Origin of the sequence: Acinetobacter colistiniresistens, from assembly GCF_000413935.1 — a bacterium.
Classification (GTDB): Bacteria; Pseudomonadota; Gammaproteobacteria; order Pseudomonadales; family Moraxellaceae; genus Acinetobacter; species Acinetobacter colistiniresistens.
The window spans coordinates 172,379-197,688 of the sequence record NZ_KE340379.1 but is presented as its reverse complement, the minus strand read 5'-3'; the positions used below and the strand labels follow the sequence as shown (position 1 = coordinate 197,688).

Here is a 25,310-nt window from a genome sequence, read left to right as displayed (position 1 = left end):
AAAAAAGTTTTCGTACTAAAACGGTACGGCACAATCAAAGTTGAGTTGTGTACCTGTCTTAGGATGAGCGAAGCTTAATTGCGTTGCATGTAAGCACAAACGCGCATAAAGCTGCTGCTGTTCGGGTGTGGCATATAAGGTATCGCCCAGAATCGGATGACCTAAATATTGCATATGCACACGAAGCTGATGTGAACGCCCTGTAATCGGAATGAGTTTCACTCGGGTTACAGCTTGTCCTTGAATTTCTAAATGTTCAATCGCTTGCCATTCGGTCAATGCAGGCTTGTGATAAGAGGCATCCACAATATGTAATGGTGGACGGCTTGGATCATAAATCACAGGAATATCGACCGTGCCCTGACCTTCTAAATGCCCTGCAACCAAAGCCTGATAAATTTTTGAGGTTTGACGATCTTGAAATTGACGCGAAATATTGCTCTGTCCAAATTTGGACAAGCCAAAGACCAGAATACCTGAGGTATCACGATCTAAACGATGAATCAGTAAAGTTTTAGGTTCTAGTTCTAATAAACGATTAATTAAACAATCTTGTAAATCCGGCGTTTTCCCCGGCACAGTGAGTAAACCTGCTGGTTTATGGATGACCATAAAATCTTCATCACGATGAATCAAATGTTCACTTAGAAAATCACTCAAGGTAGCCTTCCAACGACTGGATGAAAACAAGCGGGCAATCATAAAAAGCTTAGCGCTGAATTACAATGCATGACACGTATTTTTACTGATTTTTTTCGTGTTTCTCTCGATATTTCATCCAGAATCGAATTTAAATGATGATTTAGGCTTGTTGCTCTAGAAATTGTTGAATCGCATACTGGGCAATTTCTGCATCTTGAAAAGATTGTACCCCCGAAATCCCCACAGCACCGACGACCTGTGCTTGATACACAATGGGCTCACCACCTTCTAGCATCCCCTTTGCCGCATTCACGGTTAAAAAGCCGATTTTACCATCACGGATCATATCTTCTGATGCCTTGGTTGTTCTTCGGCTGACCGCAGCAGATTTGGCTTTTTCTTGACAAATCTCTGTCGATAGTACCGATGCGCCATCCATACGCTTCATCATCAACAATGTTCCACAATCATCGACAACCGCCACGCTGACATTAAAGCTGTGCGCTGTTGCATATTGCAATGCCGCATCAACCAGAATTTCCACATCTGCGGAAGTTAGATAATGTTTAGTTTTCATCTTTTTACTCCATTCCTATGAGTTTCTTATCAACGCTTGTCTAACATATGATATCTAGCAACGTCATCCACAGCCTGCATCAGCCAAAACGTTCACGCTTTGGTACAGCCGAAGACAAATGCAAAGATAGTGGATTATTCAACCATATTTTACCTTGTAATACAGTAAAGATTATTTATCTTTATTGCTATTCGGAGCTTAGATAGAGCCTACAAGTAAATGAGAACGCAGTGAGCGTTCATGACGATCCACCCTTATTGTTTAATCAGTTAAGGGCAACCTGTTTTGAGAACTACCGAAACCATGACCATAAAAAAAGCCCGAATAAATCGGGCTTATGTGTATATCACAGCGTTATTTCATTTCAGCAAAGGTTTCTTTTGCTGCCTGAATGGTCTCTGCAATATCTTGATCAGAATGCATTGATGAAATAAATCCAGCTTCAAATGCCGATGGTGCCAGATAGACACCACGCTTTAACATACCATGGAAGAATTTCTTGAATGCTTCAACATCACAGGCTAACATTGAATCAAAGCTGGTAATGTCCTCTTGATCGGTAAAATACAAACCAAACATACCGCCAACTTGCTGGGTTTTAAATGGAATCCCCGCTTCGTCTGCCGCAGCCTGTAAACCTGCCAGTAATTTGGCTAACTGTGCTGCAAGCTTGTCATAAAACTCAGGTTCACGAAGATGCTTGAACATCGCAATGCCTGCACGCATGGCCAATGGATTACCCGACAAAGTTCCTGCTTGGTAAACACCACCTAATGGTGCAATGCATTCCATGATTTCACGTTTACCGCCGAAAGCACCCACAGGTAAACCCGCACCAATAATTTTACCTAAAGTGGTTAAATCTGGTTTTACTTTATAGACCGATTGCGCACCGCCCAAAGCAACACGGAAACCCGTCATCACTTCATCAATAATGAAGACTGATTGATATTCATCACACACATCACGAATCGCTTGTAAGAAACCATCAATTGGCGTCACCAGATTCATATTGCCAGCAACAGGCTCAATGATTACACCAGCAATCTCATGACCAAACTTGCTAAAACATTCTTTCAAGGCTTCAATATTGTTATACGGTAGCGTTAGGGTATGTTTTGCGAAATCAGCAGGTACACCTTTTGACGTTGGCTCACCTTCGCCTAAAGTTAGCAGGCCTGAACCCGCTTTCACCAATAACGAGTCTGAATGACCATGGTAACAGCCTTCAAACTTCACAATTTTGTCACGGCCAGTATAACCACGTGCCAGACGAATCGCGGTCATGGTTGCTTCTGTACCTGAACTGGTCATACGCACCAACTCAATGGATGGCATGATTTCGCAAATCGTGTCTGCCAAAGTGGTTTCATGTACAGTTGGCGCACCAAAACTTAAACCATCTTCCGCCGCAGTTTGTACTGCTTGAATAATATCTGGATGTGCGTGACCCAAAATCATTGGGCCCCATGAACCGACATAGTCTACATAACGCTTGCCATCAACATCCCATAAGTACGCCCCTTTTGCCTTTTCAATAAAGACAGGCGTACCACCAACACCGTTAAATGCACGTACAGGTGAGTTAACACCACCTGGAATATGTTTATTTGCTTGTTTAAATAACTGTTCTTGCTTTGGAGATAAACTCATAAAAGACTCAACCTAGAATCGAGGAATAGAATGTCGAAACGATGCAAAAAATTATGCAAATAACTTTGCCCATGCATCTACACGAGCAGGAATTTCGGCTGTTGATCGGCCTAATATATCACTAATTACTGCACAAAGGCTTGCACCAGCCTCAATCACTACTTGAGAATTTTCAACGGTCAACCCGCCAATCGCACAAATTGGCACAGCAAATTTTTGTTTCGCCTGCTGAATGACTTCGATTCCTACATTGCCCGCTTCAGGTTTAGTTGAGGTGGCATAGACCGCACCAAATGCCACATAAGTCGCCCCATCCGCAATTGCCTTTTCAGCCAGTTCTAATGAGTTTAGACAAGTCCGCCCAATAATCACACTTGATGGCAAACGTGTAGCCGCATCGCTAATTTCACCATCGGACTGTCCAAGATGCACACCTAGACCAAATTGCTCCGCCAAGACCAAGTCATCATTAATCACAAAAGGAGTTTGGTGTCTTTCACACAGTGCTTTAATTTTTTCCACTTCAAGTGGCTGATCAGCCTTTGCTACTTTCTTACGACGATATTGCAGAATGGCAATCTGCCCTGTCGCTAATGCAACGTCTAATTTTTCTAATAATAGTTGGATTGGATCGTCATTGGTAATGAGATAAAGACCGCGCATGAACGTTTCACTATTCACTATAATTACATTAGCTTCAGAGTATATTTTCTTTCTTAAAATTTAAAGATAGGGAGTGTATTTACATCATTAATCGCTGTAAATCAGAACAAATAAAAAAGCTGCCAAAGCAGCTTTTGAAATATCAAATGAATGTTACGACTCAATTTTATCAAACTTACGATCAATCAGACTCAAACGACCACGTGCAACGTCTGACAACATGCGCCAATCCGAAATAAAGCTATACAGCGGTTGTTTAAAGCTGGCAGGCTTATTATGTTCAAAGAAAAAATGCCCAACCCAAGCACAGGCATAGCCTGATACCAAACCATATACCGCATATTTTGCCTGACGTTTACGGATGGCTTGACTAAAAAAATATAAACCAATCGAGCTACCTGCTGCATGCAAACGGCGACTGGCGATATTGCGATGTTCAGTTAAATAAAAATGATAAAATTCGTCATAGTTTTTAATGGGTAATGAAAATTCCACTGGCTGGGTAATATTCGCTGGTGCATTCATTTTAAGATCATCCTAATCGTGCAAGACTCTCCACACGTTAATGCATTTTCTGTACAAAATAAAGTCATTGCGTGCCATCCTTTCCCTGCTTAAAACAACTTTACAATGATTTTTGAGATCAACAAGTTATACTATTTTTATATTTATCATTCTCGGTGGTCAGGAGTCATAACTTCATGGAAATAGAGCTAAAATTTCAACTCCCTGAATCTAAGAAAAAAAGTGTATTACAGCTTTTAAACAAACAAAAAGCACAGAAAATTCACCTGCAAGCAAAATACTATGACACTGCCGACCGCTTACTGGCAAAGAATTACGTCGCCATTCGTCTGCGTCAGGAAGGTGAGCATTGGGTGCAAACCTTTAAGGCCGCCAGTAAAAACCATTTACAACGTATCGAAGAAGATATTTATTTGGGCAAATGTACGAAAGAACCCGAACTGGATTTATCTTTATATAAACATAATCAAACCGTTCAAACTGTACTGCGTGATGTTTTAGGCGATTCCCCTGCTGAGTTATTGCTACAGTTTCAAACTGATGTACAACGTACTTTTCATGTCTTCGAGTTTGCAGGTTCGCATATTGAAGTCTGCTTGGATGATGGAGAAATTCGCACCCCGACTGATCAAGCCAAAATCTGTGAAGTCGAATTTGAGCTCAAACAAGGCTCGGCACAGTCTCTGATTGATTTTGCCAAAACTTGGGTAGACAAATATCAGCTCTGGCTTGATGTACGCAGTAAAGCTGAACGGGGCAATTTACTGGCCATTGGTAAACGGGTTTCCCCTGCCACCAAAGCGAAATCACTGATTTTAGATACCGATATCCGTGCTGAACAAGCCCTTAAACTGATTATCGAAAATACGCTCAATCATATCTTGCCAAATGCAGCTGCAATCGCTGATGGTGTAGCAGAAGCAGACCATATTCACCAAGCACGTGTCGGCTTACGACGTTTGCGTTCAGCTTTAAAACATTTCTCAAACTGGTCTGCACACATTGATCCTGCTTGGGAAAGTCAGTTGGCGGATATTTTTAGAGCCTTGGGGCAATCACGTGATTACGATGCAATTCAAGATTCGGTCATTCCCTTAGTCAAAGAAGTTTGTGATTTTGATTTTCCATTCCCTGCGAAGGTTGATAGCAATATTGCGCAGCTTTTAAGTCATATTCAAACCACACAGTTATTTTTATCCTTATTCAGTTTTACATATAGTGAGCATCAGTCCAAATCTAAACTTTCTAAACAAGCAGCTAAAAGCTTAAGCAAGCTATATCAAAAAATTCTCAAAGATGCGTCTCAATTTTCGAAGCTAGAAGTCGAGCAACAACACCGTACCCGTAAACGCGTTAAACAATTACGCTATTGCATCGACTTTATTTCAGCGCTGTATCCAGAAAAGCAGGTTCAACAATTCTTAAATAAGTTACAACCGATTCAGGAATATTTAGGCTTTTATAATGATCTCTTTGTTGCTGAACAGATCTTTGAACAACAGGCTGTGAAGCATCCACAATTTTTATTTGCTTTAGGTTGGGTCAAGGCACAACAACCACATGTGGTCAAGAAAGCGAATAAAAAGCTACAGGGCTTATCTGCTAAAGATATTTTTTGGGATGAAGAGTGATAACGCCGCAAGGAGAAACCACCTTACTCTGTTATCGTGATGGCGGCATGGATGCCGCCGTTAAGCTGTGGCATCAAGGATGTGCCATCAGCTTAACAGAGGGGTTTTGTTACTTTTGCCCAGTCAAAAGTAAGGCACCACCTATACAAAAGGTATTAGGTTATTCATAATTTTTGAGGTCTTGCTCACCTTAACGGAAAATGAAAATTAGTTCTTTAGCAGGCAGATAATATCTCCATATTGAGCTTAAATCATTTAGCGATATTTCCCAAAAATCTTCCACGTACCATTATCTGCAATCGGATCACTATAACTATCATTACGCTGCTTACGTGGCTTGTCCCGTGCATCCACCAATTTAAAATGCGGTTCCACACTCAAAATCACGCCATTCATATAAAACCGGGTACGGGTATAGTCACTTTGCCCATGCTGAAATACATAGGTGCGTAAATCAATAAATTCACGATGTGCAACTAAGGCAGCGGTATCGTCACTGCCTAACCATTCTTGCATCGCAAAAATTTGATCGGTCTCAAACTGGCCACATTTTTCTAACAAAGCCGCCACGCCGCGAAAAGTTTTAGACTCTTTGGCACGGGTTTTATTGATCCGAATCCGATCCACATGAAAGAAAAAAAGCGGCAGATTTAAGTGACTGGGTAAGTGAATCGCATCCACAATTTCGTCTTCCATAAAAGGCTGACATAACTGTTGTGCTCTTTCAATCAGCGGTTGCCACTGCCGATAATACTCATCTACATCCTCTTTCAGCCCATAATAAATGGGCAAGCCTTCGACATGCTCTAAATATTGGGGTGGATAAATATGCTGACGTAATAAAGCAATATCCGTTTTTAAGCTTTGAATCGCGATTGCATCTTGCATAGTGGTTATTCTAATTGCTTAGGCTATTTTAGGTTAAGGCAAAGGTTTAGTTTCGACAAGGCTTTGTCTATAATAATGTGTCTTAACTTGTCGCTGGGAAAAACCATGTCTCAAAAAATTAATGCCACAGATGTGACGGAAGAAGAAGCTTTAAATGCCGTCTTTTTTGAGCGTGCAGATGAGTTTATTAAACTTGCCAATGATTTCTGCCGACCGCCTAAAGGTCAACAAGCCAAACCAGAAGAATTACGTGGTCAAGTTAGTGCAGCCATGTTATTCGCCACTGCCCGTTTTAATACTTGGGTCGCAGCCAATAACTTTAAAGATGGCGAAGAAATGCGTGCTGCCAAAGAGCAAGTGATGTCTTATCTGCTGCAACAATTTCAAATGATGCTGGAAGATAACTTTGACGAATACTGTGAACAGTTTGAAAACTACTTACGTTTCCGTAAGAACGAAGATTTTCATGCGCATAAACATGATCACTGATTATCTCCAATAAAAAAAGCCACCTCATCGGTGGCTTTCTTTTTATGATTTATTTCAAGTCTTGTGCTTGACCATATTGGTCAGCCATGACTTCGACAAACTGATCAAGTTTGATGTATTTCTTGATCGCCGCATTCACATCTTCTTTGGTCAGTTTCGCAAGTTCTTGATCTCGCTCAGCACGATCCAACAAAGTCTTGTTACGCTCTAACTGCCCCGTGAGCATGCCATGAATATTGCGCTCGTCCTCTAAAGCGGTCACACGTTTTTTCATGATATCGGCTTTCGCAGCTTCCACTTCCTGCTCAGTCACGCCTTTGCTCAGTAACTCATTCAATACCTTATGTACTGATTGCGAGACTTGCTCAGAGCGACCAGAAGTGTAATTGGCAGTGATACTCAAAGTACCATCATCAATATCTGGATCAAGATCTAAGCCACTACCAAAGCCATATACCAAGGCGTTCTTCTCACGTAACTCTTGTGCCAAACGCGATGAGAGTTGCGAGTTCCCCAAGATATGACTCAGGATAATCAAAGCCGGTGCATCTTTGTTATACGATCCTACAGGTAGAGCCAAGACACTTTGATAGCTACCAAATTCACGCTGTTCCGATAAAGCATGTACTTTCTGCGTCTTATACACCGTATATTGACCTGTCACTTTTGTGAACGGTTGCTTTGCTTTCCAAGAACCAAAAGCCTTTTGTAAGGTCTTCTGCATTTTCTTGGCATCAAAATCACCTGTCACAGCGATTTGGGCATGATTCGTCACAAAGAATTGGTCATAGAACTGTTTAACTTGTGGCTGAGTGACTTCACTAATCTGCTTTTTCGCCAGTTCAGGTTCAAAGTGATAACGGATATCCCCTGGTTTATAGATTTCCAGAATTTTAGATAAAGTCATCGATGACACAACCGCAGGTTCTGTATACGGACGATCCAATACCGATAAGCTCTGATTTTTTGCCAGATCAAATTCAGTTTTCGAAAATTTTGGTTGTTTAACCACATCCACAATAAAATTGAAGAAATCTTCAAACTTGTCTTTCTTCGCCTGAATCACAATGGTAAAACCATTGCCATTCGAACTGACAGACGCCCCACCACTTGCAGCAATAGCTTTATCCGTAATTTCTTGCAAAGTATGCTTTTCAGATCCACGTAACATCAAATAACTGGTTAAATCTAAGGTCACACCTTTGCCAAATAATGCTTTTTCATCACCAAAATCTAAACTAATGGTGGCATAGGTTTTATCATCACGTGTAGGCGTTGGGAATAGCGCGTAGCGAATACCATTCTTCAACTCGCCACGCTGAATTTTCTGCTCATTCTTTTGCAATTGCTGAGCAGACTGCGTCATAAACTGGCTGACTTCCTGCTGATAAACACTGGCATCCTTTAACGGTTCAGGCTTTTCCACACTTTGATCTAGCGTTTTTGGCTGATTATCAGCTTTTAGCGTCATCGCTTTCTTCTGATCTTCAGGTGTTGGCAAAATATCACCTGAAATACGATGTGATGCCACTAAAAATTCTTTTAAGTTTTGATTGGCATCTTTTAATTTTAAATCTTTAACTGATTGTAAATCTTTAAAGTACTGATCCCATTGACCATGAGATGAAACAGCATAATCACTCAGACGTGATCCTAACGCCACCGCATCATTCATAATGGTATCCGCATCATTTTGCGTGATATTTTTAATCCGTTGTAACTCAGCCTCACTAAATTCGTGACTATTCTCTACACCCGCCGTGAGTGCATCATTGACCTTTTTGGCATCATGATTCGGTGCATAAATTGCCCCCATAAACACCAAATTAAAATCTTGATCTAACCATGTGGTTGACTGCACTGCGGTACTAATCCCCGTCTCCACCATACTCTTATACAAGATGCCGCTGGGTTGCATGGTATATAATGCAGGTGCCAATGCTAAAGCAGGCTGCAGCTTGGTATTTTTACCATTCATATAGATGTGGAATTTGGCTAAATCACTGCCCTTTTGCACGGTAAATTGGCGCTGTTCAATTTTGCTTGAATCCAGAACAGGCACTTGCACTTGAGCAGGTACGGCACGTGCTGGAATTGGACTAAAATATTGATCAATCTTATTCAGCACTTCGGTCTTATCAAATTTACCCGAAATCACCATCACCGCATTATTCGGCGCATACCAAGTTTTATAAAACTGATTCAATTCATTCAGCTGAATGGACTTTAGCTCGGGTAGATCACCAATCGGCAAACGACCCAAATATTGGTTGCCATAAGCGGCTTTCCACATTTGATCCATCAATACCGCAAAAGGTTGATCCATACGGATTTCACGTTCACGTTTTACGATCTCAATTTCAGAAGGCACAAATTTTTCTTGTAGCACCAATTTGTCCATACGCTCAGATTCGAGGTACAGAATTTCATTCAGTGCATTCTTTTCAGGACGAACAATATTTAAATATTTAGTCGAGTAGTAATCGGTGCTGGCATTGGTCATCAGGGTAAATTGATCTAGGCGACGCTGGAACTCATCGCCCTTCACATTCTGCGTGCCTTTAAAAGCCAAATGTTCCAATAGATGTGCCAGACCGCCTTTACCCTTCGGGTCATTCAGTGAACCCGTAAAATAAACCGTATTTACATAGACTTTGTTTTCTTTATCATTTGGCGCAAGAATTACACGAAAACCATTATCTAATTTATATTCTTCGATATTTTTTTCACTTTTTACGAGTACTGTCTGAGACCAAGACGTCGCACTCAACCCGATCAAACAAAGAGAGAGAGTAAGCTGCTTAAACCGCATTAACATAATTTATCCAAGTAATTTTGGTGATTTAAATAAAAACGTCAAGCTATAGTAGAGAACGATTCGCATTTTTAATAGTTATGTTTTGAAAAAAGCTGTTTATTTAAACAGCTTTTATCTTTGTTTTTGCACAATTTAAGCTAAAAATCAGATTAGCAATTCAGCTTGCATATATAATTTTGCATAGCCTGAAATTTCAATACGCTGTTCAGATTCAATCACGCAGTCCAGAATCCCGCCACGTGCAGAAGCTTGAAAAGCCACCAATTGTTTCTTGTTTAATTTATCTGCCCAAAGCGGAACAATTGCTGTATGAATCGACCCCGTCACTGGATCCTCATCAATGCCAATTGCTGGTGCAAAATAACGAGAAACGCAATCAAACGTTCCTTCGCCGCGTGCGGTAATTGCAACATCAGGCTGTGAAGCAGTAATTGCTGTACGAATCTTGCCGAGTTGTTTTAATTTTTCCAGATCAGGTTGTTCATCCAATACATCCTGCACGGTTTCATATTCAACAATATAAGCTTGAGCATTACGATAGACAGCTTTAAATGGTTTCGTCAGCCCTTCACGTAGTTCCTGAGGAAAATCAGAGACTAATTCAGCTTTTCGAATTGGAAAGTTCATTTTGATTTTGCCATCAGCAGCTTGGCTGACAATAAAAATTCCGAGCTCGCGCACATGGAACTGAATGGTTGTTGCTTGAGTGAAATCTTTAAACAGTACAAAAGCACTGGCTAAAGTCGCATGCCCACAAAAAGCCACCTCATCCAGTGGAGAAAACCAGCGAATCTCATAATTACTGTCATCAAGTGTTCTGACAAATGCAGTCTCTGATAAATTATTTTCCATCGCAATATTCTGCATCAAATGGTCATCTAACCATTCATCCACAACGATAACTGCGGCTGGATTTCCTTTAAATAATTCTTGGGTAAAAGCATCAATTTGATACATCTTCATGACACAACACTCTCTCTATTTTCCAGTTATTTTGAACATCTGGTCTAGAAATGATAGATACAGATTTTTCTAAATTTACGATACACCACTGTTTTTCTAATTCAATCAGCTTAAATGTTTAAAATTTAAGCTAAAAACATGTTCCGCTTGCTAACAGATCAGGCCAAAAGTCCACTGATTTAGCATAATTCAAAATAAGCCATACAGAATATTCACAATAAAAAATTTGCAGCTCTCTATGGTATTACGCAGATTAAACAAGTGAGAAAAGCAATGCGTATCCCCGTTAATGCCATCGTCTTTGAAGATTTTGAAACCCTCGACATCATGGGCCCGGTCGAGTTGTTTGGCTTATTGCAAGCGCACTACCAAGTGCAGTTTTATAGCCTAAATGGTGGCTTGGTTTCCAATAAACATGGTGTCTGCATCCAAACCCAAGCTTTTAGTGAAATTGAAACCAATGCACAAAGTATTCTATTGATTCCGGGGGGGATCGTGACATTTGAACTGATTAATAACCAGCAGTTTCTTGATGAGCTTAAAACTTTAGCAACCCAAAGTGCACACGTACTCACGATTTGTACAGGCAGTTCATTAGTTGCAGCGACAGGTCTTTTAAATGGCCTTAAAGCAACATCAAATAAAATGGCATTCGAGTTTGTACAAAAACTCAATGACCAAGTGTTATGGCAAGCCCAAGCCCGTTGGGTAATTGATGGAAAATTCTATACTTCATCAGGTGTGAGTGCAGGTATGGATATGACCCTTGCCTTTATTCACAACACTCAAGGTGAAAAGGTTGCACAACTTTGCGCGGAAGAAGCTGAATACATCTGGAACAGTAATCCTAAAATTGACCCTTTCTGCAAAGCAAAAGTGGACTAAGACCTGCCAAATATGAAGATTTATTTATTGTCGCTGGCTGTCGGTGTATTGGTTGGCGTGCTGTATTACCTCCTTGATGTGAAAGCTCCCGCACCACCAATTGTTGCATTACTGGGTTTATTGGGTATCGTGATTGGCGAACAATTGGTACCTTTTATCCGACTCTATCTGTACTAGCCTAAAGAAAACTGATTTTATCTCCCATAAAAATGAGTGGTACACCCCACTCATTTTTATCAGCACCATTACACAGCAACTCAATCGAGCCTGACATCAAAGCCCAAATTTTCTGCAATCACCAAGGTTTGATCAAGTTGAATAATTGCATCCTTAATTTGTGACTCTTTCGGATCCAAGGCACTCAGGTCACTTCCCCTTAAATCACATGCTGTAAAATCTGCGCGGTGTAACCACGCCCCAGATAAATCACTATCTCGGATTGAACTGCCTTGGCAACGAGCTCCGGTCAAATCTGCTTCTCTTAAACGGGTTCTTAAAAATGCAGCCTTTTCTAAATCTTCACCAGGCAATCCCACAAAAGCCCAATCACTATCTTCAACTCGCATATAATGAAACTGACAATCACTGAACATACTTCCAACAAATTTACAGTCGGTAAATTTACTGTCAAAGAAATTACACGAGATAAAAGTACAGTTTAAAAATGCACTGCTTTGATGAACAGATGCATTAAACCGTGCTTGTCGAAATGTGCATTCATTAAAAATAGCCCCTGTGCTTTGTGCTTCTGACAGATCCAAATCAACAAAGAGTACCTTTTCATATTTTTGATTATTCAGCTCTTGTCCATACCAGTCCAAGCTAGAGAATGTTTCTGTCGTTTTAGGTGCAGCCTCACCATATTTTCGTTCTGCCATGCTACCCAGATTTTATTTTATAAAACCCTAACATATGCGATAGCTGCATTTTTGTATATTGTTTTAATACGACTTCGTTCACTCATTTAAAAATAAAAAGAGCGGTATAACCGCCCTTTCTCTGCAAGTGAAAATTAATCTTTCATATGTTCAATAATGGCTTGAGCAAATTGCGAACAACGCAGCAAAGTTGCATTTGACATGAGACGCTCAAAATCATAGGTTACTGTCTTGGCTGAAATCGCTCCAGAAATACCCGTAATGATGAAATCTGCTGCTTCCGTCCACCCCATGTCACGCAGCATCATTTCAGCAGACAAGATAATCGAACCCGGATTGACTTTATCTTGCCCCGCATACTTTGGTGCTGTGCCGTGAGTGGCTTCATACATGGCAATCGCGCCACCAATATTGGCACCTGGTGCGATTCCAATTCCACCCACTTCTGCCGCCAGTGCATCAGAAATATAGTCCCCGTTTAAGTTCAGGGTCGCAATCACCGAGTAGTCTGCAGGGCGCATTAAAATTTGCTGCAAGAACGCATCAGCAATGACATCTTTAATAATGATGTCTTTACCATTTTTGGGATTTTTAATTTTTACCCACGGGCCACCATCCAATAACTGACCACCAAAACGTTCTATGGCCAGTTCATAACCCCATTCTTTAAATGCACCTTCGGTGTATTTCATAATGTTGCCTTTATGCACCAAGGTCACCGAAGGCTTGTCATTATCAATTGCAAACTGAATCGCTTTACGCACTAAGCGCTGAGACCCCTCTTTAGACACTGGTTTAATCCCGATACCACAATCTTTAGGAAAACGGATTTTGGTGACGCCCATTTCTTCTTGCAGAAATTTAATTACTTTTTTCGCTTCGGGAGAATCTGCTGGCCATTCAATCCCGGCATAGATATCTTCCGAATTTTCACGGAAGATCACCATATCGGTCAGTTCAGGATGCTTCACGGGTGAAGGTACTCCTTTAAACCAACGAACAGGTCGCACACAGACATATAAATCAAGTTCTTGGCGCAATGCCACATTTAAAGAACGAATCCCACCACCAACAGGTGTGGTTAATGGCCCTTTTATTGATATAATAAACTCGCGTAAAGCATCAAAAGTTTCTTCTGGCATATAGTTGCCATAAATTTTGTCTGCTTTCTCACCGCAGTAGACTTCCATCCATTCGATAGAACGTTTGCCACCGTAAGCTTTTAGCACAGCGGCATCTACTACTGCTTTCATTGCTGGTGTAATATCCACACCAATACCATCACCTTCAATAAAAGGAATGATCGGACGATTTGGAACATTTAGCGACAGATCTGCATTTACTGTGATTTTGTCTCCATCCGTAGGAACCACGATCTTCTGATAACCCATTTTGTAGGTTCTCCCTCATGTATTTTAGCGATTATGTCTATGCCTTCTCTGGCATACTTTCGTTTTTTATTGCATGAACCAGTTTAGTTCAAAACAGGTTTTTTTGAGATTTATACGGGAAATAACAACATTTTCCCATTAAATAAAAGCCTTTATTGTTATGATGCCGCCCATAGCCAAAGTAGTATATCCATATGAAAGTTGTCGTATTTAATAAACCTTTTGACGTTTTGTCACAGTTTCGCGAAGATGAAAAACATTTAACAGTTTCAAGTTTTATCAAAGATCCTGAACTTCGTATTGCAGGACGTTTAGATTTAGACTCTGAAGGTTTAATGTTTCTTACGGATCATGGTGGTTTAAATCAATTCATCACCCATCCAGACAATAAGAAATATAAGACTTATCTTGCTCAAGTTGATGGTGATGTCACAGAAGAAGCCATTGAAAAACTGCAAAAGGGTATTGAACTTGCAGATGGTATGACCTTACCTGCCAAAGCCCGTAAAGTCGATCAACCTGAATGGCTATGGGAACGTAATCCACCTGTGCGTTACCGTGCCAATATTCCAACGACTTGGATCGAATTACAAATCTGCGAAGGTCGTAACCGTCAAGTGCGTCGTATGACCGCTGCTGTGGGTTTCCCAACTTTACGTCTGATTCGTACTCAAATTGGTACAATTGATCTGGTTAAACTAGGTTTACAGCCTGGTGAACAACTGGAAATCGAACCTTTGCTTTATCCAGATTTTAAAGATGTTCCAGCCGATAAGCCTTATGAAGGTCGTTCTTTCGCGAAAAAATCGAATAATAAACCGCACTTCTCTCGCGCCAAAGATAAAGCACGTGAAGAAAAAGGTGAAAAACCATTTAAAGGCAAGAAAAAAGCAGGTGGTGGTACAACCCGTATCTGGCAAACTGACGAAGCAGATAAACCACGTCGTAAGACCAATGGCACAACCCGTCCAAATACCAAAGCACCGCGCGGTCGTAACCGTAATGGTCGTTAATCTTTGATTATATAAAGCCCACGAAAGTGGGCTTTAATATAAACTCTCATATACAAAAAAGCCGATGCTTTCGCATCGGCTTTTTTCACGACCAACAAAATGTCAGTAATATTTTAAAACTTAAGCTGTTTCAAGTGCCGCATTCAATGTAGAACTTGGACGCATTACAGCACTGACTTTCGCAGTGTCAATGGCGTAGTAACCACCGATATCAGCAGCTTGACCTTGTACTTGCGCAAGCTCAGCCACAATCTTCTGCTCATTTTCAGCCAATGCTTTTGCAAGTGGCGCAAATTTCGCTTTTAACTCAGCATCTTCGTCTTGAGCTGCTAATGCTTCAGCCCAGTACAATGCTAAGTAGAAGTGGCTGCCACGGTTATCAAGTTCACCTGTACGGCGTGATGGAGACTTGTCGTTATCAAGAAGTTTGCCTGTTGCTTGATCAAGCGTCTTGGCAAGCAATTTCGCACGGTTATTGTCTTCTTTAATGCCAAGCTCTTCTAAAGACACTGCCAATGCAAGGAACTCACCGAGAGAATCCCAGCGTAAGTGGTTTTCTTCAACCAACTGCTGAACATGCTTCGGCGCTGAACCACCCGCACCTGTTTCGTACATGCCACCACCGGCCATTAACGGCACGATCGACAACATTTTCGCTGAAGTACCCAATTCCATGATCGGGAACAAGTCAGTTAAGTAATCACGTAAGATATTACCCGTTACTGAAATGGTATCTAAACCACGCGCAACACGTTCAAGCGTATAACGCATTGCACGTACTTGTGACATGATTTGGATATCAAGACCTGTGGTGTCATGATCTTTCAAGTATTTTTCAACTTTCTTGATCAATTCATTTTCATGTGGACGGTACGGGTCTAACCAGAAGATTGCAGGCATGCCAGAGTTACGTGCACGTGTAACTGCAAGTTTCACCCAGTCACGGATCGGTGCATCTTTCACCTGACACATACGCCAGATATCGCCTTCTTCTACATTCTGACTCATCAACACTTCGCCAGTATCTAGGTCAGTGATGTTGGCAATACCCGCCTCAGAAATTTCGAAAGTCTTGTCGTGTGAACCGTATTCTTCAGCTTTTTGCGCCATCAAACCAACGTTTGGCACAGTACCCATGGTACGTGGGTCGAAGTTACCATTCCACTTACAGAAATTGATCATTTCTTGGTAAATACGTGCGAAAGTTGACTCAGGCATAACCGCTTTACAATCATAAGGTTTGCCGTCAGCGCCCCACATTTTACCACCACCACGGATCATTGCAGGCATAGAAGCATCGACAATCACGTCATTCGGTGAATGGAAGTTGGTAATGCCTTTTGCAGAATCAACCATTGCAAGTGCAGGACGGTGTTCTTGGCAAGCATGTAAATCTTCGATAATTTCTTCACGGAGTGAAGTCGGTAAAGTTTCGATCTTTTCATAAAGACCAGCCATACCGTTGTTCACGTTAATACCGAGTTCGTCAAATAATTTACCGTGTTTTTCGAAAGCATCTTTATAGTAAATTTTCACACAGTGACCGAAAACGATCGGGTGTGATACTTTCATCATGGTTGCTTTAACGTGTAATGAGAACAGGATGCCTGCTTCACGACAGTCTTCGAGTTCTTTCTCGTAGAAATCGCATAGGGCTTTTTTGCTCATAAACATCGAGTCAATGATTTCACCGTCTTGAAGCGCAACTTTAGGCTTAAGCACAATGGTTTCACCTGACTTGGTGATGAGTTCCATTTTCACATTACGCGCACGGTCTAAAGTCATAGATTTTTCACCGTGGTAGAAGTCGCCTTCGTCCATGTGAGAAACGTGAGTTTGAGACCATTGTTTCCACTCGCTCATTGAATGCGGGTGTTTTTTTGCATAATTTTTCACAGCAGCTGGCGCACGGCGATCAGAGTTACCCTCACGCAATACTGGGTTTACTGCTGAACCAAGGCATTTACCATAACGTGCCTTGATTTCTTTTTCTTCTTCAGTTGTTGGGTTTTCTGGATAATCAGGAATTGCATAGCCCTTCGACTGGAGCTCTTTGATACAAGACACTAACTGCGCAACAGAAGCACTGATGTTTGGAAGTTTAATAATGTTTGTATCTGGATCTTGGGTAAGACGACCTAACTCAGCAAGGTTATTGTTTACCTTTTGCTCATCTTTAAGGTAATCTGAAAATTCTGCGAGTACACGTGCTGCAACAGAGATATCACTTTTTACAATCTCGATGCCAGCAGGTTTGGTAAAGGTCTCAATGATCGGTAGCAATGAATAAGTCGCTAATAACGGCGCCTCATCAGTCAGTGTGTAAATGATTTTTGACTTTCCACCAGCCATATATAGCCCCTTGTGTTGGATTGAGTTACGGAAAACTGCGCTTGTGGCCCAGTTCCTAGAACCGATTTGCTGAAACAAACTTGAGAGTATCAGCGTTCATCACATGCGAGTCAACGCAATATCCTGTGATAACGACATTTCGATAAAAAATACTACAAAATGATATAATAGTAGCATTCGTCGATGTATATATGCGGCCAAGTTTTGTCTTTTCAAATACAAACCGCTGCTCGCTTCAAATCTACATATCGAATTGATCATTTAGCAAACAAATACATAAGTTACGAAATAGCCTGTCTTATTTTGACAGACTTAGATGAAGAATTCGTTAATTCTTTAGTGGTAACGTCCGCATTGCATAAAACTTGCAATTTGATTTTCAGACTATAGGGAACACCTCGCTATTGCCCTAGCAACCTTACAATAGCAAGACAAATCTCACAGTTGCTCTTTGTAAAGGACCCAATAGATCTCTTCACATTCGAGATAATAAAATGCGTTGAGAAAATGTTGAACTCACTTGCAGACATTTTATAAAAACAGCTTTTATGATTCAATAAATTTATTTTATATTAAAAATCGTATCAAATATAAACAAGAAAGATATTCAGATGAATCTTTTATTTCAACAAGATGCTGTAATGCAGATGTTAGGTGCCACACTCATCAGCTCAGGCCATCGTTCTGCTCAAGTTCAGTTAACCGTAACAGAAAACCACACTCAAGGCCACGGTACTTGTCACGGTGCCATTATTTTTGCGATTGCTGACAGCGCCTTCGCAATCGCCTGTAACAGTGAACAACCTGCAGTCGGACAGCATTGCAATATCAGCTATATTCGGCCGGGAAAAGTCGGTGATACTCTAACAGCCACGGCCAGCTTCAAAGCACCGAGCGGACGATCTGAAATTTATGATATTAGTGTTAGTAATCAGCTCAATGAAATTATTGCTGAATTTAGAGGGATCTCGCGCTTTGTGAGCAAACCTCAATAAGGCTTTTTATTCGAGCAGCTTTTGGTTTAGATCAATTGAAAGAGGGTTTGCTCTTTCAATTGATCTACATATCAAGATGTTTTTAACCAACGATCAACTTTGTGTTGATCCTCAACATTTAACTCCACCGTGGTTAAGGTGTTTTCACCCGCTTGTAGTTCAAATTGCAATAACTCATCGCGACGGAAAGCAAATACCGTAAATACGCCGTGTTGTTTTGCATATTTAGCCAAAAGTTTTTCTGAGGCTTTGATACCATCAATTGCAATAATCACATCATTAGCAGACAAACCCGCTTGTGCCGCAGCACTATCACGACGAAGCTGTTGCACCACAACCCCTTCAGCTTTATCTACAACTTTTAGGCCAAACGGTAAAGTCTTGTCACTTTTAACGGTGTAGCTCAAACCAAATTCAGGGAACAGCTGATCGAGTGGCAATTCATCAGTCGTGTTAATTAAATGATTGATCTGCTCAATCCAGTTATCGCCCGTGAGGTCATGACACAATTCAAAAATGGTGCGATCATTCACTTGAATCCCATTCTGGGTGTTTTCATATAAACGACGCATTAAGGCATCAAGGTTTGAGCCACGTAAACGTAGTCCTAAGTCTAAACAAAGTGCCACTAAACTGCCTTTGTTATAATAACTGGTTCCAGCATTATTCGAGTTTTCATCTTGACGGTAGAATTTGATCCACGCATCAAAGCTAGACTCTGAAACCGATTGAATCATACGCCCAGGATTTTGCAGATAACGATCAATTTGTGCTTTTAACAAATCTAGATAGGATTTCTGTGAAATCACGCCACTACGCAATAAAATCAGATCATCGTAATAAGACGTAAACCCTTCAAAAACCCACAGTAAGCTGGTGTAAGCTTCTTTATGCAAATCATAATTGGCAAAATTTTCAGGACGAATAAATTTCACCAACCATGAGTGAAAATACTCATGGCTACAAAGACCTAAAAAGCGTTGATAATCTTTAGACGGTTCTTCTGCCTCATTGGCTTGGGGTAAATCATCACGCGGTGTAATTAAACTGGTGCTATTACAGTGCTCCAGACCACCATAGCTATTCCCTGTCGCCATGGTCATAAAGGTATAGTTCTGGAAGGGTGCTGAACCAAACATCTGAATTTCAGTTTGACAGATCTTTTCAATATCTGCTTGTAAACGGGTCAAATTGGTTGCGTGCTGGCCTGAAATTACAAATTCATGCGGAATGCCATGGGCTTCAAAACTAAAGCGACTCTGATCAGCCAATTCAAATGGACTATCAATCAATTGATCATAATGGTCTGCTTTTAAAGTAAAACGTCCCTTCACCAAACTTTTCGCAGCCAAGCCTGTTGCAATCTGAAAATGCTTGAGTTCATCGGGTAAAAATACTTCAACTTCACATGCTGCATGTTCCTGATCTTGCAGCCCTAAACAGACACATGCAGGATTCACATACAAACGCGTTTGATCGACATAGGCACCGCGTACTGACAGATCGTAGGCATAGACATCATATTCAACCGTAATCAGTTCATGATCGGTATTGAATAAGCGCCAACGGTTTTTCTCAGTTTTTTTAATACTCAGTAATCGCCCTGCTTCATCAGAGGCCTTTACCGATTCAATATGCTTGGAAAACTCTCGAATCAAATAACTACCAGGAATCCAAGTCGGCAACCACAACTCTTGGTTTGGATTGGCAAGAAAACGTAAGGTGACATGAATCAGGTGTTGGCGATAATCGTCGAACTCAATTTGATAGTGCAACATAATTTCTAATCATGAAAAATAGGAACAATTTCACACAGCTTAGCATTTTTTTACAAAGTCATGCGTAGATGTCGTAATTGTCAGCAAAAGTTGCTGGATTCTTCAACAAAAAAGTCATAGCATTCTCCTCTCACATTTAAGGCCACTGGATCGGCTATACAAGGTATTCACGTGAAATTTCTTCTCCCCCTCTTTACGTTGTTGAGTCTCATCTGTGCAAATCTGGCACATGCAAATTTACTTAACATTGCTCCTGAAACAGTTGAAGCACAAGCTTGGTCAGTGATTGATGCCCAGTCAGGGCAAATCATTGCAGAGCATAATAGTCATGTTCAACGTGCCCCTGCATCTCTCACCAAAATGATGGTGGCCTATATTGCCTTAAAGGAGATTGAAGCAGGTAAATTACGTAAAGAAGAAGTCCTAACCGCAACGCCTGTTGTGAGTACCGTGATGTGGGATGAATCACAAATGTACCTGAAAGCTGGTGAACAAATTTCGGTTGATCAACTTTTGGCAGGGCTGATTGTCATGTCCGCGAATGATGCAGCTGTCACGTTAGCTGAAAAAATCTCGGGCAGCGTGCCACAATTTGTTGCGCGAATGAATCAGGAAGCACAAGCGTTAGGCATGAAGGATACCCATTTCAGCAATCCTGCTGGGATTACCATGACCGATCATTATTCAACAGCAGCAGATCTCAGCTTGTTGGCAAAAGCGATTGTGAAGCAAACCCCTGAATACTTATATTATTCAAAAATGCCAAGCTTTAGCTATAACCAACATTTTCACCATGCCACCAATCTTGCCTTGAAAATGGATCCAACTGCAGATGGTTTAAAGACCGGTTTCACCAAGGCCGCGGGTTATAATCTTGCATTAACTGCAGAACGCCCGACTTTTAACCCAAATGTTGAAAAACGTCGTTTGATTGTGGTGGTGTTAGGTACACCAAGTGCAGTGAAACGTGCTGAGGTTGCACACAAATTGATGAACTTGGCTTATACCTATACCCGTGATGAAGAAGTGATCCCTAAGCAAAGATTGATTGCAGAACTGCCCGTGATTAAATCAACCTTGAAAATGTTTAAGGTCGAAACACAGCAGCCAACCATTGTGACCACCTCTTTATATGGTCAAACAACACCAATTGACTTAAATACGTTTGATTTATTGACTCAACGCATTCATTTGATTGATGCCAATCAACAAGTCACCACGGTTGAACCGCTTCAAACCACCAACACACGCATTAATGTTGAACTGAATGAACAACACTTAACTGCACCTTTAACGCAAGTCATGAACTTGGCTACCGTATCAATTTATCAAAATAACCAGTTGATCCGCAGCTTACAAATCGAGAATGATGTACAGATTGAAGAAGCCAACATTTTCCAGAAAATTATGATCTGGTTTTCTAATCTGTTCAGTTTTTTTTCAACAAATGACACTAAAAACCCAAAACTTTACCCTTTAAATCAAGGTTAAAAAAAACCTACTTTTTCTATCAAGATTACCAATACAATATTGAAAAAAGGATGGCATAATCCAGCCATCCTTTCACAAAAAAAATTAGGTTAATCATGAGTAAAACCTTACATCATATCGTGATTGTGGGCGGTGGCGCAGGTGGTTTAGAGCTTGCGACACAACTAGGTGAACGTTTTGGCAGACGTAAGAAAGCCCGAATTACCCTAGTCGACCAAAACCTCACGCATATATGGAAACCTCTCCTTCACGAAATCGCAGCTGGCTCGCTCAATCCGCACGAAGAACAAACCAATTATTTTGCCCACGCCGAAAAACATCATTTTGAGTTCGTCCTTGGTACTCTCGTTGATGTTAATAAAGATAAAAAACAAATTACACTTTCTCCCCCACAGCTTTCCAAAGAACATACTCCACTCACCCAGACGCTAAGCTACGACACGCTTGTGCTTGCTGTCGGTTCTGTGTCCAATGACTTCGGCACAGAAGGTGTACGTGAATATTGTCATTTCCTTGATAGCCGCCAACAAGCAGACATTTTCCAACAGGATTTGTTTCATCTGTATATCGAAGCACAAAACCAGCCAACTGAACGTGCCTTAAATATCGGGATTGTCGGTGCGGGTGCAACGGGAGTTGAACTGGCAGCAGAACTGATTGAAACCACCAAAAACTTCTATCGTTATGGCTTAAAGAAAATTGACCCTAAACAGGTCAAAATTACCTTGATCGAAGCTTCTGATCGTATCTTGCCTGCATTGACAGAGAAAACCGCTGCGCATAGTGCCAAACAACTGAAGAAAATGGGCATTGAAATTCTGACCCAACATAAAGTACAAAAGGTCGATGAATCAAACGTCTATTTTAGTAATGGCAGCGTCTTACACTCAGATATTACCGTCTGGGCCGCAGGTGTAAAAGCACCCAAAGTTCTAGAATCTTTCCATGATTTTAAACGTGACAAGATCAATCGTTTAATGGTCTATGCAACCTTACAAACCTACTCTGATCCAAATGTGTTTGCTTTTGGTGACTGCGCCAACTGTCAACTAGATGCACGCCAGCCACCATTAGGCCCACGTGCACAAGTGGCAAGTCAGCAAGCCACTTTCTTGGTCGAGGCGATGGCTGCACGTTTATCAGGTTCTCCGCAACCAATGTTCACGTTTAACGAGAAAGGATCTCTGGTGTCACTTAGCCATAATCAGGCTGTGGGAGAATTGTTGGGTGATGTCAGCGTACAGGGTTTTATTGCCAAAACCATGTATGTATCACTATATCGACTGCATCAAGCCAATATTCATGGTTATACTCAAGCAGGCATGCTCACCATGAAAGATTTTTTGACGCGTCGTGTCCGTCCAAAAATTAAACTGTATTGAGTTGAAATTTGATATTTCGTCTCAATATTTAACTAAATCGTTTCAAAAAGTGGAAAATAGTCAACAAAATCTATTTTTCACTTTATGATATTACAGTTTAAAACTATTGATGACATGGATTCAAAACATGACTGCTATTGCAAATAACCACGTGGTTTCATTCCACTACACTTTAACAAACGCTGAGGGTGAAACACTTGACCAGTCTCAAGGTGAACCACTTGCATATTTGCACGGCGCGGGCAACATCATTCCTGGTTTAGAAAATGCACTTACAGGTAAAACTGTTGGTGAAAAATTCACTGTAAATGTTCCAGCTGCTGAAGGTTATGGCGAATACAACCCTGACCTCGTTCAAGAAGTTCCGGCTCAAATGTTCCAAGGTGTGGACAACATCCAACCGGGTATGCAGTTCCAAGCTCAAACTGATGACGGTGTTCAAATCGTAACCGTTAAAGCAATTGAAGGTGACAACATCATCGTTGATGCGAACTTCCCGCTTGCTGGTCAAGACCTTACTTTCGAAGTTGAAATCGTTGAAATCCGTGATGCTTCTCAAGAAGAATTAGATCACGGTCACGTTCACGGTGCAGGTGGTCACCACCACTAATTCTTTTGAATTAGATGAAAAAAGCAAAGCTTCGGCTTTGCTTTTTTATTGCCAAGTACTTTTCCAAAATCAGAAAATCGCTTAAGGTCATTTTAATCACCGTCTTCGTTGTCAACTATGTCTCACTCCTACCAACTGATTTGGTTTCGCCAAGATTTAAGAATCCATGATCATGCTGCGCTTTGGCATGCAACTCAGGCTGGTTCATGTCTGGCACTGGTGATCCTTTCACCTGCACAATGGCAACAACATGATGATGCACCCATTAAAATCGAATTTTATTTACGCCAACTGCAAGAATTAAAAAAACAACTGGATAAGCTCAATATTCCTTTAATGATCCAAACCATTCCGTTATGGAAGGATATCCCTGATTTTATCAGGCAACTCACCCAACGCATGCCAATCCAAAATATTTATGCCAATATTGAGCTGGCAGTTAATGAATTAAAACGGGATCAGGCTGTACAAAAGCTTTTGAATCAGCAGCAAAAAGAATTGATACTTTTTCATGATCGAACCCTATTTCCTGTCGCTTCGATCCGCAATCAATCCAGCCAACCCTATCAAGTCTTTGGTGCATTTAAGAAAACCTGTTATCAACGTTTACAGCATGGTCTACCGCAATGCTATCCAGTACCTCCGATTCAACAACCAGTAGCACTGGACGATCCGCTTTTCCAACAGTGTGATCTTCAACAACTACAAGGCGATTATAGTCAACAGATTTCAACCAGTCGCTCTACCGCATGGCCAGTGGGTGAACAACACGCCCTCACACTACTGGATCAATTTATTGATGAACACCTGACTGACTATAAAACAGTACGAGATTTGCCTGCTCTATCGGGAACTAGTCAGCTTTCAGCCTATTTAAATATCGGCGTTATTTCCATTCGCCAATGTCTGCAAGCTCTATTTCGGCAGCAGCATGGCCATTTTGAAATTCAGTCTGAAGGTCAACAGACATGGTTAGATGAACTACTTTGGCGCGAGTTTTATCAACATGTGCTGTTTGACTTCCCTCAGGTTTCAAAACATCTGTCCTTTCAGTCTGTCACGAAAAGAATCCGCTGGCGGGATGACCCCATTGCTTTAAAAAAATGGCAACAAGGGCAAACTGGAATTCCAATTATTGATGCAGGCATGCGGCAAATGCTGGCAACAGGTTGGATGCATAATCGTGTTCGTATGATTTGTGCCATGTTCTTAAGCAAAAACTTGCTGATTGACTGGCGTAAAGGTGAACAGTGGTTTATGCAGCATTTGATTGATGGAGATTTGGCTGCCAATAATGGTGGATGGCAGTGGTGTGCCTCCACAGGAACCGATGCTGTACCCTACTTTCGCGTATTTAACCCGATCACTCAATCACAGAAATTTGATCCAGAAGGTGAGTATATTCGTCAATGGGTTCCAGAGCTGGCCCAACTTGATCACAAAACAATCCATGAACCTTATGCAAAACATCAGGCTTCATCAGTGGATTATCCTCAGCCAATCGTTGATTTAAAAATGAGTCGTCTTCGTGCAATTGAGGCATTTAAGTTGTCTTAGCAACGATTACATAAAATAAAAAAACTTGTTATTTTGAATACTTTTTGTTCCAAAGAAATACATACTATACTGTATGTTACTGTTTATAAAATTATTTTACAAAGCCAACAACAGAAAAACTGTCGTAAA

General features: G+C 41.0%; 22 protein-coding genes. 10 read left to right on the top strand and 12 right to left on the bottom strand.

Annotated features, from left to right (window positions below; translation table 11 throughout):
• Positions 1 to 15: 15 nt before the first annotated feature.
• The 5 genes from F907_RS12455 to F907_RS12475 form a co-directional block, all read right to left on the bottom strand.
• Entirely contained in the window at positions 16 to 660 is a 645-nt protein-coding gene (locus tag F907_RS12455; RefSeq protein WP_171067789.1) for an RluA family pseudouridine synthase, read from the bottom strand.
• Positions 661 to 802: 142 nt separating this feature from the next.
• Positions 803 to 1,219: a GlcG/HbpS family heme-binding protein gene (locus F907_RS12460; protein ID WP_016651683.1), complete on the bottom strand. Its 417-nt coding sequence runs from the start codon at positions 1,217 to 1,219 to the stop codon at positions 803 to 805.
• A 354-nt stretch (positions 1,220 to 1,573) separates the two neighbouring features.
• Positions 1,574 to 2,872: a glutamate-1-semialdehyde 2,1-aminomutase gene (gene hemL / locus F907_RS12465; protein ID WP_016651682.1), complete on the bottom strand. Its 1,299-nt coding sequence runs from the start codon at positions 2,870 to 2,872 to the stop codon at positions 1,574 to 1,576.
• A 51-nt stretch (positions 2,873 to 2,923) separates the two neighbouring features.
• Entirely contained in the window at positions 2,924 to 3,535 is a 612-nt protein-coding gene (gene thiE / locus F907_RS12470) for a thiamine phosphate synthase (RefSeq protein ID WP_016651681.1), read from the bottom strand.
• 153 nt (positions 3,536 to 3,688) lie between these two features.
• Positions 3,689 to 4,060 (bottom strand): Mpo1-like protein, encoded by a 372-nt coding sequence (locus F907_RS12475; RefSeq protein ID WP_005243395.1) that lies wholly within the window; start codon positions 4,058 to 4,060, stop codon positions 3,689 to 3,691.
• 176 nt (positions 4,061 to 4,236) lie between these two features.
• On the opposite strand from F907_RS12475, the gene F907_RS12480 reads away from it, so the two are divergent.
• Positions 4,237 to 5,691, top strand: coding sequence for a CYTH and CHAD domain-containing protein (locus tag F907_RS12480; protein ID WP_016651680.1), 1,455 nt, complete (start codon positions 4,237 to 4,239; stop codon positions 5,689 to 5,691).
• 255 nt (positions 5,692 to 5,946) lie between these two features.
• On the opposite strand, the gene F907_RS12485 is transcribed toward F907_RS12480, so the two are convergent.
• Positions 5,947 to 6,579 carry a hypothetical protein gene (locus tag F907_RS12485; RefSeq protein WP_016651679.1) on the bottom strand — a complete coding sequence of 211 codons (633 nt, stop codon included), beginning with the start codon at positions 6,577 to 6,579 and terminating at the stop codon, positions 5,947 to 5,949.
• A gap of 105 nt (positions 6,580 to 6,684) precedes the next feature.
• On the opposite strand from F907_RS12485, the gene F907_RS12490 reads away from it, so the two are divergent.
• Complete coding sequence (locus F907_RS12490; RefSeq protein WP_005269919.1) at positions 6,685 to 7,068, top strand: DUF3144 domain-containing protein; 384 nt, start codon at positions 6,685 to 6,687, stop codon at positions 7,066 to 7,068.
• A gap of 49 nt (positions 7,069 to 7,117) precedes the next feature.
• On the opposite strand, the gene F907_RS12495 is transcribed toward F907_RS12490, so the two are convergent.
• Both F907_RS12495 and F907_RS12500 read right to left on the bottom strand, forming a co-directional pair.
• Positions 7,118 to 9,886 carry a M16 family metallopeptidase gene (locus F907_RS12495; RefSeq protein ID WP_016651678.1) on the bottom strand — a complete coding sequence of 923 codons (2,769 nt, stop codon included), beginning with the start codon at positions 9,884 to 9,886 and terminating at the stop codon, positions 7,118 to 7,120.
• Positions 9,887 to 10,030: 144 nt separating this feature from the next.
• Positions 10,031 to 10,849 (bottom strand): PhzF family phenazine biosynthesis protein, encoded by an 819-nt coding sequence (locus F907_RS12500; RefSeq protein ID WP_016651677.1) that lies wholly within the window; start codon positions 10,847 to 10,849, stop codon positions 10,031 to 10,033.
• Between the two features lie 273 nt (positions 10,850 to 11,122).
• Between F907_RS12500 and F907_RS12505 the strand changes: the two genes are divergently transcribed.
• Positions 11,123 to 11,734 carry a DJ-1/PfpI family protein gene (locus F907_RS12505; RefSeq protein ID WP_016651676.1) on the top strand — a complete coding sequence of 204 codons (612 nt, stop codon included), beginning with the start codon at positions 11,123 to 11,125 and terminating at the stop codon, positions 11,732 to 11,734.
• Between the two features lie 12 nt (positions 11,735 to 11,746).
• Complete coding sequence (locus F907_RS18385) at positions 11,747 to 11,911, top strand: DUF1427 family protein (RefSeq protein WP_016651675.1); 165 nt, start codon at positions 11,747 to 11,749, stop codon at positions 11,909 to 11,911.
• An 80-nt stretch (positions 11,912 to 11,991) separates the two neighbouring features.
• Here F907_RS18385 and F907_RS12510 read toward each other — a convergent pair whose 3' ends face one another.
• Together F907_RS12510 and icd are read right to left on the bottom strand one after the other, a co-directional pair.
• Positions 11,992 to 12,612 carry a pentapeptide repeat-containing protein gene (locus F907_RS12510; protein ID WP_016651674.1) on the bottom strand — a complete coding sequence of 207 codons (621 nt, stop codon included), beginning with the start codon at positions 12,610 to 12,612 and terminating at the stop codon, positions 11,992 to 11,994.
• A 134-nt stretch (positions 12,613 to 12,746) separates the two neighbouring features.
• Positions 12,747 to 14,003, bottom strand: coding sequence for an NADP-dependent isocitrate dehydrogenase (icd, locus tag F907_RS12515; RefSeq protein WP_016651673.1), 1,257 nt, complete (start codon positions 14,001 to 14,003; stop codon positions 12,747 to 12,749).
• A gap of 194 nt (positions 14,004 to 14,197) precedes the next feature.
• Between icd and F907_RS12520 the strand changes: the two genes are divergently transcribed.
• On the top strand, positions 14,198 to 15,016 hold the full coding sequence (locus tag F907_RS12520; RefSeq protein WP_016651672.1) for an rRNA large subunit pseudouridine synthase E: 819 nt from the start codon (positions 14,198 to 14,200) through the stop codon (positions 15,014 to 15,016).
• A gap of 120 nt (positions 15,017 to 15,136) precedes the next feature.
• On the opposite strand, the gene F907_RS12525 is transcribed toward F907_RS12520, so the two are convergent.
• A complete protein-coding gene (locus tag F907_RS12525) occupies positions 15,137 to 17,368 on the bottom strand; it encodes an NADP-dependent isocitrate dehydrogenase (RefSeq protein WP_016651671.1) in 2,232 nt (743 codons plus the stop codon).
• 611 nt (positions 17,369 to 17,979) lie between these two features.
• Here F907_RS12525 and paaI point away from each other — a divergent pair.
• The gene (paaI, locus tag F907_RS12530; RefSeq protein ID WP_016651670.1) at positions 17,980 to 18,363 is read left to right on the top strand and encodes a hydroxyphenylacetyl-CoA thioesterase PaaI; all 384 of its coding nucleotides are present in this window, start codon (positions 17,980 to 17,982) and stop codon (positions 18,361 to 18,363) included.
• A 71-nt stretch (positions 18,364 to 18,434) separates the two neighbouring features.
• On the opposite strand, the gene F907_RS12535 is transcribed toward paaI, so the two are convergent.
• A complete protein-coding gene (locus F907_RS12535) occupies positions 18,435 to 20,141 on the bottom strand; it encodes a M61 family metallopeptidase (RefSeq protein WP_016651669.1) in 1,707 nt (568 codons plus the stop codon).
• Between the two features lie 171 nt (positions 20,142 to 20,312).
• Between F907_RS12535 and F907_RS12540 the strand changes: the two genes are divergently transcribed.
• The 4 genes from F907_RS12540 (at position 20,313) to phrB (ending at position 25,181) form a co-directional block, all read left to right on the top strand.
• Positions 20,313 to 21,632 (top strand): D-alanyl-D-alanine carboxypeptidase PBP6B, encoded by a 1,320-nt coding sequence (locus tag F907_RS12540; protein ID WP_016651668.1) that lies wholly within the window; start codon positions 20,313 to 20,315, stop codon positions 21,630 to 21,632.
• A 95-nt stretch (positions 21,633 to 21,727) separates the two neighbouring features.
• Positions 21,728 to 23,014, top strand: a complete 1,287-nt coding sequence (locus F907_RS12545) for an NAD(P)/FAD-dependent oxidoreductase (protein ID WP_016651667.1) — start codon at positions 21,728 to 21,730, stop codon at positions 23,012 to 23,014.
• A gap of 127 nt (positions 23,015 to 23,141) precedes the next feature.
• Positions 23,142 to 23,624 carry an FKBP-type peptidyl-prolyl cis-trans isomerase gene (locus F907_RS12550; RefSeq protein WP_004652066.1) on the top strand — a complete coding sequence of 161 codons (483 nt, stop codon included), beginning with the start codon at positions 23,142 to 23,144 and terminating at the stop codon, positions 23,622 to 23,624.
• Positions 23,625 to 23,741: 117 nt separating this feature from the next.
• On the top strand, positions 23,742 to 25,181 hold the full coding sequence (gene phrB / locus F907_RS12555) for a deoxyribodipyrimidine photo-lyase (RefSeq protein WP_016651666.1): 1,440 nt from the start codon (positions 23,742 to 23,744) through the stop codon (positions 25,179 to 25,181).
• The last annotated feature ends 129 nt before the right edge of the window (positions 25,182 to 25,310 follow it).

Bases quoted from the DNA above. Each gene is read 5' to 3' on its own strand.
- F907_RS12550 (WP_004652066.1), top strand. From the start codon at position 23,142: ATGACTGCTATTGCAAATAACCACGTGGTTTCATTCCACTACACTTTA.
- icd (WP_016651673.1), bottom strand. From the start codon at position 14,003: ATGGGTTATCAGAAGATCGTGGTTCCTACGGATGGAGACAAAATCACA.
- F907_RS12520 (WP_016651672.1), top strand. From the start codon at position 14,198: ATGAAAGTTGTCGTATTTAATAAACCTTTTGACGTTTTGTCACAGTTT.
- F907_RS12505 (WP_016651676.1), top strand. From the start codon at position 11,123: ATGCGTATCCCCGTTAATGCCATCGTCTTTGAAGATTTTGAAACCCTC.
- F907_RS12460 (WP_016651683.1), bottom strand. From the start codon at position 1,219: ATGAAAACTAAACATTATCTAACTTCCGCAGATGTGGAAATTCTGGTT.
- F907_RS12500 (WP_016651677.1), bottom strand. From the start codon at position 10,849: ATGAAGATGTATCAAATTGATGCTTTTACCCAAGAATTATTTAAAGGA.
- F907_RS12485 (WP_016651679.1), bottom strand. From the start codon at position 6,579: ATGCAAGATGCAATCGCGATTCAAAGCTTAAAAACGGATATTGCTTTA.
- F907_RS12525 (WP_016651671.1), bottom strand. From the start codon at position 17,368: ATGGCTGGTGGAAAGTCAAAAATCATTTACACACTGACTGATGAGGCG.
- F907_RS12535 (WP_016651669.1), bottom strand. From the start codon at position 20,141: ATGTTGCACTATCAAATTGAGTTCGACGATTATCGCCAACACCTGATT.
- paaI (WP_016651670.1), top strand. From the start codon at position 17,980: ATGAATCTTTTATTTCAACAAGATGCTGTAATGCAGATGTTAGGTGCC.
- hemL (WP_016651682.1), bottom strand. From the start codon at position 2,872: ATGAGTTTATCTCCAAAGCAAGAACAGTTATTTAAACAAGCAAATAAA.
- F907_RS12480 (WP_016651680.1), top strand. From the start codon at position 4,237: ATGGAAATAGAGCTAAAATTTCAACTCCCTGAATCTAAGAAAAAAAGT.
- F907_RS12510 (WP_016651674.1), bottom strand. From the start codon at position 12,612: ATGGCAGAACGAAAATATGGTGAGGCTGCACCTAAAACGACAGAAACA.
- F907_RS12475 (WP_005243395.1), bottom strand. From the start codon at position 4,060: ATGAATGCACCAGCGAATATTACCCAGCCAGTGGAATTTTCATTACCC.
- phrB (WP_016651666.1), top strand. From the start codon at position 23,742: ATGTCTCACTCCTACCAACTGATTTGGTTTCGCCAAGATTTAAGAATC.
- F907_RS12490 (WP_005269919.1), top strand. From the start codon at position 6,685: ATGTCTCAAAAAATTAATGCCACAGATGTGACGGAAGAAGAAGCTTTA.
- thiE (WP_016651681.1), bottom strand. From the start codon at position 3,535: ATGCGCGGTCTTTATCTCATTACCAATGACGATCCAATCCAACTATTA.
- F907_RS12545 (WP_016651667.1), top strand. From the start codon at position 21,728: ATGAGTAAAACCTTACATCATATCGTGATTGTGGGCGGTGGCGCAGGT.
- F907_RS12495 (WP_016651678.1), bottom strand. From the start codon at position 9,886: ATGTTAATGCGGTTTAAGCAGCTTACTCTCTCTCTTTGTTTGATCGGG.
- F907_RS18385 (WP_016651675.1), top strand. From the start codon at position 11,747: ATGAAGATTTATTTATTGTCGCTGGCTGTCGGTGTATTGGTTGGCGTG.